Consider the following 16108-nt stretch of genomic DNA (forward strand, 5'->3'; position numbering starts at 1 on the left):
TGAACATTAGTATCATTTTCTACAGGTCTATCTGCAGAACGTTGAACTGATTTTTCGTTAAAGCCTGTCGCAATGACTGTAATTACAATTTCATCTTCTAATTCAGGATTAATTACTGTACCGAAAATCATGTTAACATCTTCGTCAGCAGCGTCTTGTACGATATCAGCGGCTTCTTGCGCTTCAAATAATGATAGCGATTCTCCACCAGTAATATTCATTAGGACACCTTGAGCACCAACGATTGATGTTTCTAATAATGGACTTGAAATAGCTTTTTTAGCTGCTTCAACTGCACGGTTTTCTCCTGAAGAGATACCGATACCCATTAAAGCTGAACCTTGGTTTTGCATGATTGTTTTAACGTCTGCAAAGTCTAAGTTAACTTCACCGCTTACAGCGATTAAATCAGAAATACCTTGAACACCTTGACGTAGTACGTTATCTGCTTCCTTAAATGCTTCCATCATAGGCGTAGACTTGTCTACTATATCTAAGAGTCTGTCATTTGGGATGACAATAAGCGTATCTACTGCAGCTTTCATTTGTTCAACTCCAGCAGCTGCTTGTGTTTGTCTCTTACGACCTTCAAATGAAAATGGACGAGTAACGACACCCACAGTGAGCGCGCCCATTTCTTTAGCGACTTTAGCAACAACAGGTGCTGCACCAGTACCTGTTCCACCGCCCATACCAGCAGTGACAAAGACCATGTCAGCACCTTGAATCGCGTCTTCTATTTGTTCACGTGATTCTTCAGCTGCTTTCTTACCGATATCAGGATTTGCACCTGCACCAAGACCACGAGTCAGTTTATCTCCAATTTGAATCTTTGACTCTGCCTTTGATAAATTAAGAGCTTGTCCGTCAGTGTTGATTGCAATAAATTCAACATTAGACATGCCATCATCAATCATACGGTTAACGGCATTATTACCGCCACCGCCGACACCGATAACTTTTAACGTTGCCATGTGGTTGAAACCTTGTTCAAATTCTAACATTAATCTTTCCTCCCAAATGTACTTCTACTCAAATAAGTTTTTTAATACTTTTTTCATTTTGCTACCTAGACTGCTATCATCTTTTGTTTCTTTAGCTTCTTCTGATCCTACTCGTGACTCTATTTCATCATCTTCGTAGTCTTCATAATCCTCGTCAGAATCAACACTTTCATCTTCATAAGATGGTGAATCTTCTTCTTCAGGATAATTGTAATCTTCCTGGTCTAACTCATCTTCTTCAACTTCTGAGTCATCACGATTGACTTGCAACTCGTTTTCTTCTTTGCGTTTGTTAAACAAGCCGGTAAAGAAGTTCGTTGGTTGCTCTTGTTGATTACTGCTCTCAACATGTTCGCCTGAATCTTCAGGATAGTCATCATAATTATCAATTGTAACATAATCTAGTAGCTCATCAAACATAATTCCATTTGATAAAGTCGAGATAGCACTAGTAAACTCGGGTTTTCTAGCTCCCATTTGATTAGGAATATGCACTCTTACTTTTTCAGCAACTAGGTCTTGGACTAGTTCCTTAACACCTCTGATGTTTGAAGTACCACCAGTAATGATAAATCCACCTTGCACAGTGTTAATGCCGTTTGCAGCGATGTTTTCAAAGACGCTCATCAATGCATCTTCAATTACTAGCTCAATTACATCAGCTAGATCTTTTGAGGTAACCTGAAGTCCTTGATCGGAGTCTGTTTGACTTAACATGAGTTTTTCATCATCACTTGCGTGGTCAAAGAAAGCATGGCCATATTGTTCCTTAGCCTTATCTGCTTCTTCATAAGTCGTGTTAAACTCATCAACTAAATCAAGCGTAATATCTCGTCCAGCAAGGGCAACGCTATTCGCGTATTTTAATGACCCTCTTTCAAAGTAGGCGAACTGAGTTAAGTCCATACCAATATCAATAACAACTGCACCAAGTTCAATCTCAGCGTCTGTTAAGACATGTTGATAGTTGAGTGCATCTGAATATACATCAAGCACAGTCAAACCGGCTGCTTCTACACATTTAATTAAATTAATTAAGAGCGTGCGGTTGGCAGTGATGACACCTGCTTTTACTGTCAAGCTATCCTCAACAATCATCTCTTTTGGATCATTTACTTCATGTAAACCGTCAACGATGAATGATACTGGATACACACTGACAACTTCTTCATTTGAATGAATATTAGCTGAACGTACATTTTCTAATAACTCTTCAATATGTTCTCCGGATATTTCCGTTGCTTGGCCACTGAATCGTAATATCTCATCAGTGAAATGAATTTTAGTATCAGCGATTGGTATCTTCACAAATACTTCATCAATATCGACACCCGAAGCAATCTTAGCCTTTTTAATTGTATCTATAATTGCATTTTTAGCCTGATCAAAATCATTGATCATCCCTTTAGAAACTCCATCAGTGAAGGTCTGGCCGGTACCGATTACATTCACACCATTGTGAAATTTTTCGCCGACAACTACTTTGACACTGGATGAGCCGATATCAAGGGCAACATAATAATGTTCCTTCACCTTATTGCCTCCTACACAGCCAATTTCATAATACTATTACTAGTTTACATTATACTCTGATTAATGTGAACTATTTCAAAAAAATATTGCTTAATTACTCTTCTCTTTCTTTGCCTATTTGATTTAATGTATCACTTAGACCGTTTAACGATTCGTTAATGTCTTCTATATAGTTAGCGCTACTTGGTTCATTGTATATATTTTCTTTGATTTCTCTGGCTTCAGCACTTTTATACGGTAAGAAGCTTGTACCAACTTCCATATCAATGATGCCTTGTAAATCTTCCCCGATTTCTTGACGGATACCAATATAATAATTCATCTTCTCAGCAAATGTTTCATAGTCAGCAACAATCTCTTGACCATCATTCATAAAGACGTGGATCCTTCTTTTAGAATTATCGGTTGGTCTAAAGTAAATTTCAGAAATATTTTTTAAGATATCAACCTCTATGTCATTTAAAGCAGTGACTAGAGCATCGAACTCTTCACCTTCAAAATTGTAGATGATTGGTGCATTTTTAGGAGCTGTTGGATAACCACGCTGGATACGACTATTTTCTAAGACTGGGAAATAAAGATCTTCACTATTGATGTATGCAACAGCTTTATACTCATTCACATCCAGAGTAACCCCATTAGGCCAATCTCTACTCGCTGTTACATCTTTAATGACTGGTAATAACTCGATATTTTCCTCTGCATCATTTAAAGAAATACTGAACATCTTACTACCCAGGCCAAAACCAATTCGCTCTTCTAACTCTTCTTCCGAAACTAGACTATTGCCATTATATTTAATTTCCTTTACGTCACTGGCACTTGAAAAAACATACCATAATATGGTGATAAGTATAAGAAGTAAAATTAAGAGTCCTATAATATAAGCATGAATTTTTTTGAACTTAAATGGCTTCTTGTCTTTTTTTACTTTTTCTTTTTTTTCTTTTTTAGGCTGTCGGTCTTGTTTTTTCTTCTTTGGTTTTTCTTCTTTTACAGTTTCTTTTGACTTAGTGTGATTCTCTTTTTTATCAAAATCGCTATAGTGCTCAATTGTTAAGCTTGATTCTGTACTACTCTTGTCAGTCTTCTTGTTACTTTCTTCTTCTTTTGTTTTTTCATGTGGTGACTTAATCTTGTTATCTTTTGCATCAGGATTTTTAGACGGCTGAGCACTTGGCTTTTTCTTAGGAGTATAGCCGTTAAATTCGGTATCCTGACGTTTCTTTTTCAATTTTTCTTTTATATCATCTATGTTATTGTCATGATCCGACATCGACTATCCTCCTATCACACTAATTTATGGAATCCTTCTTTGAAGTGATCTCCTCTTCTCTCGTAATCCTTATATTGATCCCAACTTGCACAGGCTGGTGAGAACAAGACAGTATCACCTGGTAGAGCTAACTTGGCAGCTAAGTCAACAGCTGTGTTCGGATTTTGAGTGATTTCAACTGGTATTTTTGATGCGTCAGCTAAACTTTTGAATTTATCTTTAGTTTCGCCAAAGGTAATAATCGCTTTTACATGTTTTAAGTATGGTTTAAGTTCTGATAAAGATTGTCCTCTGTCTAGGCCACCGGCAATCCAAATGATCGGATTAGAAAAACTTTCGAGGGCAAAAGTAGTCGCTAAATTATTAGTTGCTTTTGAATCATTATAATAGCTTACTCCATTTACTGTACCTAGTGGCTCTAGTCTGTGAGGAATTCCTCCGAACACTCTTAAAGTTTTAACAATTGCCTCGTTTGACACTCCATGAGCTTTTGCGACTAGTAAAGTAGCTAAAATGTTTTCTATATTATGATTACCTTTTAAAACAATATCACTGACTTTAATTATCTTTTCACCATGCACAATCAAGTATTCACCATCAGAGTATGCGTCTGTTTCTTCATGAAGATCAAAATATTGAACCTTACAGTTAATCTCCATATCCTTTAACAATTCTTTTTGTTTATAGTTAAAGATTAAAAGATCACTAGCAGTCATATTTTGAAAAATTCTTAACTTTGCAGCTTGATAGTCTGCTTTTGAACCATGGTAATCAAGATGTGCTTCATAGATATTAGTAATCACAGCGATATTTGGTCTAAAGTCTATAGTGCCAAGTAATTGAAAGGATGACATTTCCATAATTAGATTGTTCTTAGAGCCTGCTTCCATAGCTGCGTCTGTTGCTGGGTAGCCGATGTTGCCGCACAGTATAGGATTATTATTATCATTTTCTAATATTTCCCCGAGTAAATAGGTGCAAGTCGTTTTACCATTTGTGCCAGTTAAAGCATAAATTGGTGCTTCACTGATATGATGTGCAATCTCCACTTCAGTAATGATCGGTATACCTCTATCTCTTGCTTCAACTAAGAAAGGAATTGTGTAAGGAATACCTGGGTTTTTTACGATTAGTGTTGTGTCATTTAAGAGATTGATTGGATGATGACCATCGACAATTTCAACACCCCAGGCCGATAAAGTCTGTTTAGCATCTTCGTCTGAAAAGACTTCATTTGTCGTTAAGGTGACATTGGCACCGAGTCTAACTAATGCATTGACAGCACTTTTACCGCTGCGACCATATCCTAAAACTACTACGTTTTGTTTATCGTATCCTGTATAGTCTTTCATTTACATCACCCCTAAAAAGACACCAATTAGTCCACAGATTAAACCAACTGACCAAAAGACAAGCACAATTTTCCATTCATTCCAACCTGATAACTCAAAGTGGTGATGAATTGGTGTCATTTTGAATATTCTTTTCCCAGTCAGTTTATAAGATGTGACTTGCATCATGACACTTAAGGTTTCTAAGACGAAGACCAAGCCAATAATCAACAGCAATAAGCTATTGTTTAGCATGATGGACACGATAGCTATAATACCACCTAGTGCAAGTGAGCCAGTGTCTCCCATAAAGAGTTTAGCTGGGTACTTGTTATAAATTAAAAAGCCAAGTAAGCCTCCAATTAAAATACATAAGAAGAGTGCAATTTCGCTTTCACCTAGTACAATAGCAATGGCTAAAAATGAACCGAAAGCAATGACTGACGTTCCAGTAGATAAACCATCTAAACCGTCTGTTAAATTGACAGCATTTGAGAAGCCAACTAACCAGAACACGATCCATACTACAAAAAAGACACCTAATGGAATAAAGAAGTCTGTCCCAGGAATTCTAATTCCAGCAACAACATCTGGAATCCACGTAATCATAATAAAGTATATAATGATGGCAACTATGATTTGAAAGAGGAATTTTTGTTTAGATGATAGTCCAGTATTGTCCTTTTTAACGACGATTATATAATCATCCACAAATCCTATCAGTCCAAATCCTAAAGTTACAATAATCAACACTAATAACTTGTATACATCATCCACTAAAAATAAACCGATGATGGAGAGGACAACTGTCACTGATATAAATGACAAGCCTCCCATAGTCGGAGTCCCTGTTTTCACTAAGTGACTCTCAGGTCCTTCTTCTCGAATCGTTTGCCCAAATTTCATCCTCTTTAATAAGGGAATAATGATTGGTATAAGTACTGCTGTTAGCACTAAAGCTAAGGCTAAAAATATAAAGTTCATAAGTCCTCCTTAATCGTTAGGGTCTTTGGATGATAAAGTAACTTCGAGTGCTGAATCTTCACTCAGGACTGTACCGGCATTTATAGATTGATTTTCTACGTAACCTTCTCCATTTACGGTAATATCTATACCAATAAAATCACTAAGTATTATCGCTTCTCTTTTCGATAGTCCTTTAAAATCAGGCATGGTGGCATCACCATCTGTTTTGACAAAGAGAGTATCATACGGTAGAAGCGTATCATCTTTAGGGAACTGATCTGTTATCTCAGTACCTTCCCCTACTATTTTTACGTCAATTGTATCATTTAATTCTTCAAGCAAGCTATCAACTTGTTGTCCTGTATAATCACCAATTTCAATGACATCATGTTCAGTTGATACATCTGCATTTGAAACTTCTAAATATTTCAGAGTTCTTTCCATAAGGGGGTTAAATCCTCTGGACACCCCGTAATCCCAAGTTTCACTCTCATTTTCACTTGCGAGTTTAATACCGTAGTAGATAATCACTTCTGGGTCATCCTTAGGTGCATAACCTAAAAATGATGTGAAGAACTGGTAATCCCCGTCTAAGTATCCACCCGTTTCTGGATCATACACTTGTGCAGTTCCGGATTTACCTGTGACTTCATAATCATCAGATTTATACTGTGGGTTATGATCTAGAGAACCACCAATTAATGTGTTCATCTCTTCTACAGTTTTATTAGCCGCTTCTTTTGAGATGACTTGTCTGACGACTTCTTCTTCTCCTTGATAGACGACTTCGCCATTTTCATCTGTAATTTCATCAACGACATATGGTTTTTTCATCTGACCCTCATTTAATAAGGCGGTCATTCCTTGAATTAATTGAATCGGTGTAACAGTCGATGATTGACCGAATGAAGTTGTTTTTTGTTGCAGTTCATTATCCCAAGCGATTTGTCCGCTTGATTCTGTAGGAAATTCTGAGCCGGTAGTTTCACCAAAGCCAAATTTCTTATAGTAGTCGAGCATTTTATCTGCTCCAACCTTATCCTGAAGAATCATCATCAGTACGTTGGAAGAATACTGCATACCTTCATTATAAGTTATATTGCCCCAACCACTTTTCTCCCAATCGTAAATTGTAGCATCCATGACATCCATAGACCCAGATGTATAGTATGCATCCGGATCATACACCCCTTCTTCTATGGCTGCTGCTAATCCAAATACTTTAAATGTAGAACCCGGTTCAAATGAATATTCGTACAGCATATTAAGCCAACTATTTCCAAAGCCTTCTCTCGTTTCCGGATTAAATGATGGTCTTTGGCCAGATGCTAGAATTTCACCTGTTTTGGCATCGGCCACCACAGCGATTAATTCCTCTGGTTTAAAGTGCTCTTCCATATCTTTTAGAGAGTCCTCTAAATACAACTGAATGTTTGAATCAATTGTTAATTTAACATCATGACCGTCAACTGGCGCTTTGACCTTATCTGTATCAGGCACAATATAGCCCCAGACGTCTTGGTTGTAATCCATACTGCCATCTTCTCCAGATAAAAGATCATCGTATATTTTTTCAAGTCCAAGCTGTCCAGTGAGCTCTTGTGTTTCTTGATTTAATTCAGCTAAACCAATGAGATGGGATGCAAATTGTCCATTCGGATAAAAACGTCTCGTTTCTGGTTCAAACACCAAGCCTGTTGCTTCTGAGTCTTGTAAAAAGTTTTTATCGTTATAGGAAATATTTCGACCTGCTTGTCCGAGCTCCATTTGAAAGCGTCCTTCTTCAATGCTCTTTTCTATGAGCTCTTGTATTTCCTTTTTATCCATGTCGATAACTTCAGATAAAATTTTAGCTGTTTCTTCTGGGTTTGAAACATGATTTGGATAATTTTCATCTGTTATCACTACGACTCTATAAGCTTCCATGTCTGAGGCAAGTATATTACCAGAACGATCGGTAATGTCTCCTCTTTCAGCTTGTGATACTGAGCTAACGGAGTACTTATCTTCTCCTCTAGCGACTAAATCCTCATCATCTATTGTTTGAAATATCATCAATCTGATGAATTGACCAATAATCAATAGAAAAAGCACTCCTATACCGAAATATATCAGGAGTGCACCAGGTGTAGTCTTACTATTGTTCAGTCTGATTTTCCGTCTAATCTTGACCATACTTTTCTACAACCTTTACATTGCTATTATTAAGATCTAAGCCCAATTCTTGAGCTTTTTCATATATGCGATCGTAGGAAGCAAGGTAGGTAACTTCAGTTTGTAATTCACTGATTTCACCATTCTTAACTGATATTGATTGTTCTAATTCTGTCATTTCTTTTTGGTAGTTGTGAGCTTCCATTTTTAAAGATAGCACATACACTGAGGCGACTGCAATTAGAATTACAAGCCCTATGTAAACTGCCATTTCTAGGCGCTTAATGCCGACAACCTTAGCGCGTGTTCTCGTCTTCTTTTGACTGTCTGTGCGCGGGGTTGTCTTATGAGTTGGTTGGACTTCATTATATCTTTCTACTACCACGACAACACTTCCTATACTTGTTTCTCTGCAATCCTTAACTTAGCACTACGTGCACGAGGATTATTTTCTAAATTTTCGCCTTCTGCTATGATAGGTTTTCTATTCACTCTTTTTAAGATAGCTTCGTAACCCTCTGGGATAATTGGCATATTTTTAGGTAGTTCTGGTCCTTTTTCATATTCGACAAACATCTGTTTACAAATTCGGTCCTCTAAGGAATGGAAAGTGATTACTGATACACGACCATTTTTATTGAGGAGATCAATTGCTGTTTCTAAAGACCTTTCAAAGACACCAAGTTCATCATTAACCGCAATTCTTAAAGCTTGGAAAATACGCTTTGCTGGATGTCCGCCAGTTCGTCTAAATTTAGCTGGAATTTGTGATTTGATTAGCTCGGAAAGTTCAGTAGTTGTTTCAATTGGTGCTAAAGCTCTTTTTCTTTCAATTTCTCTAGCGATTTTTTTAGAGAATTTTTCTTCGCCATATCTAAAAAAGATACTAACCAGGGCTTCATAGGAATAAGAATTGACAATTTCATAGGCATCAAGCTCTTGATCTTGATCCATTCTCATATCTAGTCTTGCAGTTTTAGAATGACTAAATCCTCTTTCCGTTACATCTAGTTGAGGACTTGAAACGCCTAAGTCATAAAGGATACCGTCAATCTTATCAACACCATGTTCTGCTAAGGCTGTTCTTAAGTTTTCAAAATTTGTATGAATTAATGTGAGTTTTGTTTCTCCATTAAATTTTTCTTTTGCATTATTAATTGCAGTAATATCTTGATCAAAGGCATAGACATGTCCAGTATCTATTTTTGACAGTAGATAATCTGTATGGCCGCCTCCGCCTAAGGTAGCGTCAACATATATACCGTCCGGTTTAACATTTAAACCGTCGACCGTCTCTTTAAGTAATACTGAAGTATGATTAAACACAAAGTCACATCCTATAGATCAAAATCGATTAAGTCTTCTGCTATGTCTTCAAAATTTTCTTCTGACTCGGTATAGAAACCTTCCCAAGCATTCGTATCCCAAATTTCTATTCGACTAGATACACCGATAACAGTGCAATCTTTTTCTAAACCTGCGTAGTCTCTTAAATTTTGTGGGATATTAATGCGACCTTGCTTATCTATTTCTACATTCGTTGCGCCAGAGAAAAATAATCTAGTAAATTTACGAGCATCTTTTTTTGTCAGGGGTAATGTTTTTAACTTTTCCTCTATGCGAGCCCATTCATCCATTGTATAAGCGAATAAACAACGATCGAGCCCACGAGTAATAATGAATTGTTCACTGAGTAAATCTCGGAATTTACTCGGTACAATAATGCGACCTTTCGTATCCAAATTATGTTTGTATTCACCCATGAACATATTCTCACCCCGCTCTACATTTAATTTACCACATCTCCCCACAATCCTCCACAATTTATAAAAAATGAGGCAAAAAAATTTTCAAGATAAAAAAAGCGATTCCCTCAGATGAGGAAATCGCTTGATATTACAAGTTTTTATTTTTTTATAATGATTAATTTATCGGTGTAAGAAAGTGGGGAGTAATCCCAATTATCAAGTGAAAATTGCCATGGATGGTAGAGTCTCTCCTGAAGCACCCCATTCGGTAGAAGCTTTTCACTAATTTCTTCTAAGTTGTGGAGCTCATGTCTTAGAGCTCGTTTGACTTCGACTGTGTATCTGTTTTTTAAATAATCTAGTTGGAGTATATGCTGATGGATATTCCCATCGATGATATCATCATTAAAATAATCATCAGTTTCAGTATAGAGTGAGTCAAAAGACGCTAATAAGTCAGCTTTAATTTTATCTACCTTATTTAAAACATTTTCATTTGTATGTGTGTTAATTAAATCGTCTCTTAACTGTGACAGCTCATCATTAAGAGAAGTAGTTAATTTCAAGTCATATTTATCCAATAGCTTAGTAAGTCGTCGGTCTTGATGAACAAATTCCATACGCTTTAAAACTATAGGCATATGAAGGCCTAAAACTTCAAAAGTTTTATGGATCTCAGCCCAATATTTCACCTCAGCACCACCACCTAGAAAGACTACCGTATTGAACAAGGACTCCTGCATTAGAGGCCTTGTTACAACATTAGTAGAAAACTCTTCAGGATGATTATTAATCCAATCTAAGATTTCTTCTCTAGTATAAGACCTACCATCTAAGTGATAAAGACCATCCGACTCTTGAAGTAATTCACGATTAGTACTTGCATTCGTAAATAGATGGACGTTTGTTTCTGTGTCTATAACAGCTTGATTGCCACTTGTTTCAAGGTAGTTTTTTTGGCCTTCTTTAAATGCTTGATCAAGTGCTTTGTGATTCTTAAACATATCTATAAAAATAGGCGCTTCAAGTTCTCTAACTTCTTTTAAGTGAGAGTTGAAGATCAGTAATCCATCTTCTTTAAAAGTCGAGTGCACCAAGGCGTGGAAAAGTTCAGTCCAAGTCGAGTGTTGTTCGATCTCTTCGACCACTTTAGACTCCAATGACTTTATTTCCTCACTGTCACCTATATAAGAAATAATTTTACTTAAAGTATCCTTCATAGCTTCTTTGTCGTATTGATAAAAACCGATGCTCATCGGTACTGTGAGATTTGGCTTATAACTAATCTTTACACGACGTCTATAGTAGCTATCATATACATAGGTATGATTGATTTCATCGAAGTCATGGTCTTCACCCGCCACCCAAAAGACAGGGACGACAGACTTCTTGTATTTTTCTTTTATTTCTTTTGTGACTACTAAAATAGAAATAATTTTATGTATGATATAAGATGGACTCATAAATAATCCAGCTTGTTGTCCAGCAATCACAACTTTTTGTCCATTTGAAAGTTTAGTGAGATTTTCTTCTTGCCGGTCACTTAAACCATACTTAGCCATGTCGTTTTTCATGATTTCTGCTAATTCTTTTGTATGTGGATGACTCGGTCTTTCAAACACTTGATCTAATGAGTCTTGATCATAAGAAAGATTACCATAAAATTGTTTGAAATCTTTAGTTTGATCCACTTGTTTAGCATAATCTATCGTCTCAAATTGCATAAATATTTCTCCTCAAGGTATTCTTAATAAAAGTATAGATTTTATTTTACAATAAAACAATTGAACGGCTTAGAATATATCAATATACTAAATAAAAGGAGCGTTGTCAGATGAAAAAAGTACATAACCTAGCAATCAATTATAAAACAGCTGAAGAATTTAAGAAGTTTAGAGAATACGGATCACAAGAGTTACACATGTTAGACGAACTAGAAGCGAATGTCATCGATGCGAATATTGACTCACCTTTTTATGGTATTTATCAAGGTGATGAACTTGCTGCTCGCATGTGTCTTTACAAACAAACTGATACGACACATCCAATTGATGGCACGAACTCAGAGTTTTTAATCATTTGGAAATTAGAGGTCTTGGACCGCTTCCAAGGACGAGGTTTAGGCAGTGCCCTAATAGATTATGCAAAGTCCTTCCAGTTACCGATTAAGGCCGTAAGTCACTTTAAAGATTCCAGAGCATTTTTTGACAAACATAATTTTAAAACCCTTGAATATGATATCGAGCGAGATCTCGCTGATGAATCATTGATATGGTACCCACATTAAAAAAACCTGGAAATCAATTGATTTCCAGGTTTTTTTGCTATTAGTTAGCGACTACTTCTTCACCTTTGTAGCTTCCACACTCTTTACATACGCGGTGTGCAAGTTTAGCTTCACCACAATTTGGACATTCAACCATACCTGGCATTGAAAGTCTCATGTGTGAACGACGTTTATTTTTACGTGTTTTTGAAGTTCTTCTTTTTGGAACTGCCATTATTCTTCCTCCTCAATGTTCAGCTTTAAAGCTTCTAATTTTTTTAGTCTCGGATCGACAGCTGGTTTCTCGCTGTTTACTTCCGATTCCTCTACTACTGTCCAACCACTTGTGCCTGATGACTCGGGTAGTTCATCACTCTCAGTATAAACTGTCGGTAAGTTGACGATGATTAGCTCTCTAACGATTAGTTCTAAATCCAAAGTATGAACTACAGGATGTAGATGTTCGTCTTCAATATCCTCGTCTTCTTCTAGGTTCTCATCGAACACTTCCACAGATTGTATGTCGAGTGGGAATTGCACCGGTTTACCAGAACGACTGTCGATTATCTTAACAGTGGCTGTAATTTGCAGATCAACGTTGATACGTTGACTTCCAACAAGCATACTACCTGATACATTAATATCATCAATGGCTAGTATATCTTGACGATTATACAATGTGTCTAACTGGACAGTTTCGTTAAAAGTGAATTTCTCACTGGTGTACTTTCTAAGCTGAGAAAGTGACCATTTCATATATTCCACCTCTTATGAGCACAACAGATATTGTACAATTATCTAGAAAAAGTGTCAAGTTTATTTCTTAACAAATCCATTCTAAATGCTCAATATTTTGGTACACTAATTATAACATGATTGGAGGCTTATGGATGAAGATTTTAGCATTAATCACAGAGTATAATCCATTCCACAACGGACATATCTATCATATTAAAAAAGCACAAGAAAAAATTGAGCCTGATTTAACAGTCGTCATCATGTCTGGAAATTTCACTCAGCGTGGTGAGATTGCTATAACTGATAAATTCACTCGCACACGTGAAGTGCTTAAACATGTAGATTTAGTCATTGAACTTCCCTTTTTAAATGCTGTAAGTTATGCAGATGACTTTGCTCTAGGTGCTGTTCATACTGCTCACTTAGTCGGAGCAAGCCACCTTGTTTTTGGCAGTGAGGATGGTCAAATAGACAATTTAAAACAAGCAGCTAAAAAGGCGCAGGAACTAAATAAGAATGATGACTTTAAAACGCTGTTAAAAGAAGGTATGAGCTATCCAAGAGCCTTAGCCCATCTCGCTGACTCTAATTTATTAGGATCTCCCAACAACACTCTAGGCATCGCCTACATCAATGCAGTTGAAAAACTCGGAGCTAATATAAGTGTTGATACCATTCAAAGAATTGGTAATAATTACAACGACAAAACGCTCTCTAGCCTTAATTTTTCTAGCGCAACTAGTCTACGTAATAGTTTATTAAATGGGAATTATGAAGAGGCTAAAGCGTTTATGCCAGCATCACTCATTGAAGAAATGGTGTCTAAACACCTTGCAAGTAATGAAGATTTATTTATTAGTTTAAAAATTAAAATACTCACGATGTCCATAAGTGAATTAAGAAGTATCTATATGATGACTGAAGGTCTTGAGTATCGTCTTAAAGAAAAAATTAAAGAGGCCACATCTTTTGATGAATTTTTATCAAAAGTGAAAACTAAACGCTATACTTGGACAAGACTCAGTCGCTTAATGATTTCCATCCTAATGAATGTAAAGAACAGTGATATGACAGACTTAACAGATCATAATTCATTAAGAATACTCGGTATGAACAAAGTTGGCCAAGCACATCTAAAAACACTGAATGACGTTCACATTATTACTAATGTAAATAAAAAAAACCGTCACTTAGTGTCACGAGAAGTGACCTCGACGGCTGTATATAATACTGTAACTCAAGGACAACAAAATGACTTTAATACTCCTGTCATTATTGTTCCTTAAATTTCTCTTTTAAGGCATCTTCAATTAATGGCGGTACGATATCTTCAACCTTACCGCCATATTTTGCTACTTCTTTAACGATTGAAGAAGAAATAAATGAATAATTATTATTGGTCATAATATACATAGTTTCAATTTGGCTATTTAGTTTTCTATTCATACTTGTTAACTGCATTTCATATTCAAAGTCACTGACAGCTCGTAAACCACGAATGATTGCATCTGCATTGACTTGTTGACAAAAATCGATTAGTAGACCATCAAACTGAACAACCTCTACCTTATCTATGTGTTTAGTCACACCTTTGATTAAATCAATCCGTTCAGTTGGTGTAAATAGACCCTTCTTTGATGAATTTCTCAAAACTGACACATACACCTTATCAAAGATCTTACATGCTCTTTCAATAATATCTAAGTGTCCATAAGTAATAGGATCAAAGCTACCAGGTACTACGGCAATTTTAGAATTTGTCATGAATGATTACTCCTTATCTTCTATTAATAACTGTACTTTTATAGTGCCATAAGTGTGTTCTTTCACACAGGTGAATCCTTCAATATTGACTTTTTCATCCTTGCTTGTTTCAACTACAATCCGACCGTTAGGATTTAACAATTTCAGTTCTTTAATTTTATGTAAGCTCTGATCTACCAATTTTTTTCTATAGGGCGGATCCAAAAATATAAGGTCGAAGCTTTTATCTCTTTTAGCCATCGCTTTTAAAGCACGTCTAAAATCATTTCTGTAAATTTCTAGTTCTTCTTCAACAAAGCTAGTGTTTTCTCTGATTAGACGAACTGCGTCATCTGCTCCGTCGATAATCATAGCGGACTCAGCACCCCTACTTAAGGCTTCAACGGATAAACTTCCTGTACCTCCAAATAGATCAAGGACAGCTCCGTCTATTTCGCCGAGCATACTAAAGATACTACCTCTGACTTTATCACTTGTTGGTCTTGTATCATTAGTTTTCAAAGTCTTTAATTTTTTCGCCTTATATTTACCACTTATAATTCTCATCTGTCCGCCCTTTCAATTCATTCATCAGTCATATAATATATAAATTAGGAGTTGATTACATGCAAAAATTTATCACTATGGGTGAAGGCTACCGTGAAATCTTTGAACTTCAAGCCTTAATAGAATACAATCATCAACGTGTACAACACGCAATACTGACTTACGACGATCAGTCTAATGCTAGCTTTCTCTTAGTGATGAAGCCAGTTCAACAAGATGTTCAAGCAGTTTACACAATCTATAATGGTATTCGCTTTAAAGATGGAAAGAGCAAAAAATATGATTTAATTAAATCTTGGTGCGATGAAGTCGATATAAATATTATTGAAATTGAAACAAAGTCTCCAACAGTTTTTCATGAAAGGGAGCAATTTTATCAATATTTAACTGGTATACTGAGACTTAATCACTTACTCTTACCGATGACTTAATTAGACAATGCTGTAATCTTTTTTCTCATAGTCTTCACTGGAGTATTCTCTAGAGATGTTTGGATATTCAGAAACTAGAGTATTTGTAACAAACTTGAGTTTACTTAAATCATTTAGAGTTTTTTCTAGATTTATTTTATCGACATAGATTAAGGCATATTTCTTATCTTTATTCACATAAATAAGGTGCCCATGTCTTTTCAATTGTCGAATGAATTTATTTTGTTTAAAATAAACATATATTCCGATACGTTCAACTATCATTATTAGACCACCTATCTGAATCATTAAAGTTATAATAACATATAAACAATATGTTTTTTAAATGAATATCTCATGGAGGTTTCAAAC

General features: G+C 36.0%; 17 protein-coding genes and 1 pseudogene. 3 read left to right on the forward strand and 15 right to left on the reverse strand.

Annotation, left to right across the window (positions count from 1 at the left end):
- Nucleotides 1-56 precede the first annotated feature (56 nt).
- From ftsZ to bshC, 10 genes and pseudogenes are all read right to left on the reverse strand, one after another.
- A pseudogene (gene ftsZ / locus JEOSCH030_RS08270) lies at nt 57-1004 on the reverse strand (cell division protein FtsZ); the annotation flags it as partial.
- A gap of 24 nt (nt 1005-1028) precedes the next feature.
- The gene (gene ftsA, locus JEOSCH030_RS08275; protein WP_185126120.1) at nt 1029-2537 is read right to left on the reverse strand and encodes a cell division protein FtsA; all 1509 of its coding nucleotides are present in this window, start codon (nt 2535-2537) and stop codon (nt 1029-1031) included.
- Nucleotides 2538-2631: 94 nt separating this feature from the next.
- Nucleotides 2632-3813 (reverse strand): cell division protein FtsQ/DivIB, encoded by a 1182-nt coding sequence (locus tag JEOSCH030_RS08280; protein ID WP_185126121.1) that lies wholly within the window; start codon nt 3811-3813, stop codon nt 2632-2634.
- Between the two features lie 14 nt (nt 3814-3827).
- Nucleotides 3828-5165 carry a UDP-N-acetylmuramoyl-L-alanine--D-glutamate ligase gene (murD, locus tag JEOSCH030_RS08285; protein ID WP_185126122.1) on the reverse strand — a complete coding sequence of 446 codons (1338 nt, stop codon included), beginning with the start codon at nt 5163-5165 and terminating at the stop codon, nt 3828-3830.
- A complete protein-coding gene (mraY, locus tag JEOSCH030_RS08290) occupies nt 5166-6128 on the reverse strand; it encodes a phospho-N-acetylmuramoyl-pentapeptide-transferase (protein WP_185126123.1) in 963 nt (320 codons plus the stop codon). It abuts the gene before it with no gap.
- 9 nt (nt 6129-6137) lie between these two features.
- Nucleotides 6138-8285 (reverse strand): penicillin-binding transpeptidase domain-containing protein, encoded by a 2148-nt coding sequence (locus JEOSCH030_RS08295; RefSeq protein ID WP_185126124.1) that lies wholly within the window; start codon nt 8283-8285, stop codon nt 6138-6140.
- On the reverse strand, nt 8272-8649 hold the full coding sequence (ftsL, locus tag JEOSCH030_RS08300; RefSeq protein ID WP_185126125.1) for a cell division protein FtsL: 378 nt from the start codon (nt 8647-8649) through the stop codon (nt 8272-8274). Before ftsL ends, JEOSCH030_RS08295 begins: the two co-directional genes overlap by 14 nt.
- Nucleotides 8650-8660: 11 nt before the next feature.
- Nucleotides 8661-9590 (reverse strand): 16S rRNA (cytosine(1402)-N(4))-methyltransferase RsmH, encoded by a 930-nt coding sequence (gene rsmH / locus JEOSCH030_RS08305; protein WP_185126127.1) that lies wholly within the window; start codon nt 9588-9590, stop codon nt 8661-8663.
- A gap of 11 nt (nt 9591-9601) precedes the next feature.
- On the reverse strand, nt 9602-10033 hold the full coding sequence (gene mraZ, locus JEOSCH030_RS08310) for a division/cell wall cluster transcriptional repressor MraZ (RefSeq protein WP_185126128.1): 432 nt from the start codon (nt 10031-10033) through the stop codon (nt 9602-9604).
- Between the two features lie 137 nt (nt 10034-10170).
- On the reverse strand, nt 10171-11736 hold the full coding sequence (gene bshC, locus JEOSCH030_RS08315; protein WP_185126131.1) for a bacillithiol biosynthesis cysteine-adding enzyme BshC: 1566 nt from the start codon (nt 11734-11736) through the stop codon (nt 10171-10173).
- A gap of 110 nt (nt 11737-11846) precedes the next feature.
- On the opposite strand from bshC, the gene JEOSCH030_RS08320 reads away from it, so the two are divergent.
- The gene (locus JEOSCH030_RS08320) at nt 11847-12299 is read left to right on the forward strand and encodes a GNAT family N-acetyltransferase (protein ID WP_185126133.1); all 453 of its coding nucleotides are present in this window, start codon (nt 11847-11849) and stop codon (nt 12297-12299) included.
- A 40-nt stretch (nt 12300-12339) separates the two neighbouring features.
- On the opposite strand, the gene rpmF is transcribed toward JEOSCH030_RS08320, so the two are convergent.
- Both rpmF and JEOSCH030_RS08330 read right to left on the reverse strand, forming a co-directional pair.
- On the reverse strand, nt 12340-12513 hold the full coding sequence (gene rpmF / locus JEOSCH030_RS08325) for a 50S ribosomal protein L32 (RefSeq protein WP_185126134.1): 174 nt from the start codon (nt 12511-12513) through the stop codon (nt 12340-12342).
- Nucleotides 12513-13034, reverse strand: coding sequence for a YceD family protein (locus JEOSCH030_RS08330; RefSeq protein ID WP_185126135.1), 522 nt, complete (start codon nt 13032-13034; stop codon nt 12513-12515). Before JEOSCH030_RS08330 ends, rpmF begins: the two co-directional genes overlap by 1 nt.
- A 134-nt stretch (nt 13035-13168) precedes the next feature.
- Between JEOSCH030_RS08330 and JEOSCH030_RS08335 the strand changes: the two genes are divergently transcribed.
- The gene (locus JEOSCH030_RS08335; protein ID WP_185126137.1) at nt 13169-14302 is read left to right on the forward strand and encodes a nucleotidyltransferase; all 1134 of its coding nucleotides are present in this window, start codon (nt 13169-13171) and stop codon (nt 14300-14302) included.
- Here JEOSCH030_RS08335 and coaD read toward each other — a convergent pair.
- Together coaD and rsmD are read right to left on the reverse strand one after the other, a co-directional pair.
- A complete protein-coding gene (gene coaD, locus JEOSCH030_RS08340) occupies nt 14289-14780 on the reverse strand; it encodes a pantetheine-phosphate adenylyltransferase (RefSeq protein ID WP_185126139.1) in 492 nt (163 codons plus the stop codon). The two genes, JEOSCH030_RS08335 and coaD, sit on opposite strands and share 14 nt — an antisense overlap.
- A 6-nt stretch (nt 14781-14786) precedes the next feature.
- Nucleotides 14787-15326 (reverse strand): 16S rRNA (guanine(966)-N(2))-methyltransferase RsmD, encoded by a 540-nt coding sequence (rsmD, locus tag JEOSCH030_RS08345; RefSeq protein WP_185126141.1) that lies wholly within the window; start codon nt 15324-15326, stop codon nt 14787-14789.
- Between the two features lie 59 nt (nt 15327-15385).
- Here rsmD and JEOSCH030_RS08350 point away from each other — a divergent pair, with 59 nt between their 5' ends.
- On the forward strand, nt 15386-15757 hold the full coding sequence (locus JEOSCH030_RS08350; RefSeq protein WP_185126142.1) for a DUF7147 family protein: 372 nt from the start codon (nt 15386-15388) through the stop codon (nt 15755-15757).
- Here the strand turns inward: JEOSCH030_RS08350 and JEOSCH030_RS08355 are convergent, their stop codons facing one another.
- On the reverse strand, nt 15758-16021 hold the full coding sequence (locus JEOSCH030_RS08355) for a YlbG family protein (RefSeq protein ID WP_185126144.1): 264 nt from the start codon (nt 16019-16021) through the stop codon (nt 15758-15760).
- Nucleotides 16022-16108: the final 87 nt, after the last annotated feature.

The sequence above is a fragment of the Jeotgalicoccus meleagridis genome, assembly GCF_903994045.1.
Taxonomy (GTDB): domain Bacteria; phylum Bacillota; class Bacilli; order Staphylococcales; family Salinicoccaceae; genus Jeotgalicoccus; species Jeotgalicoccus meleagridis.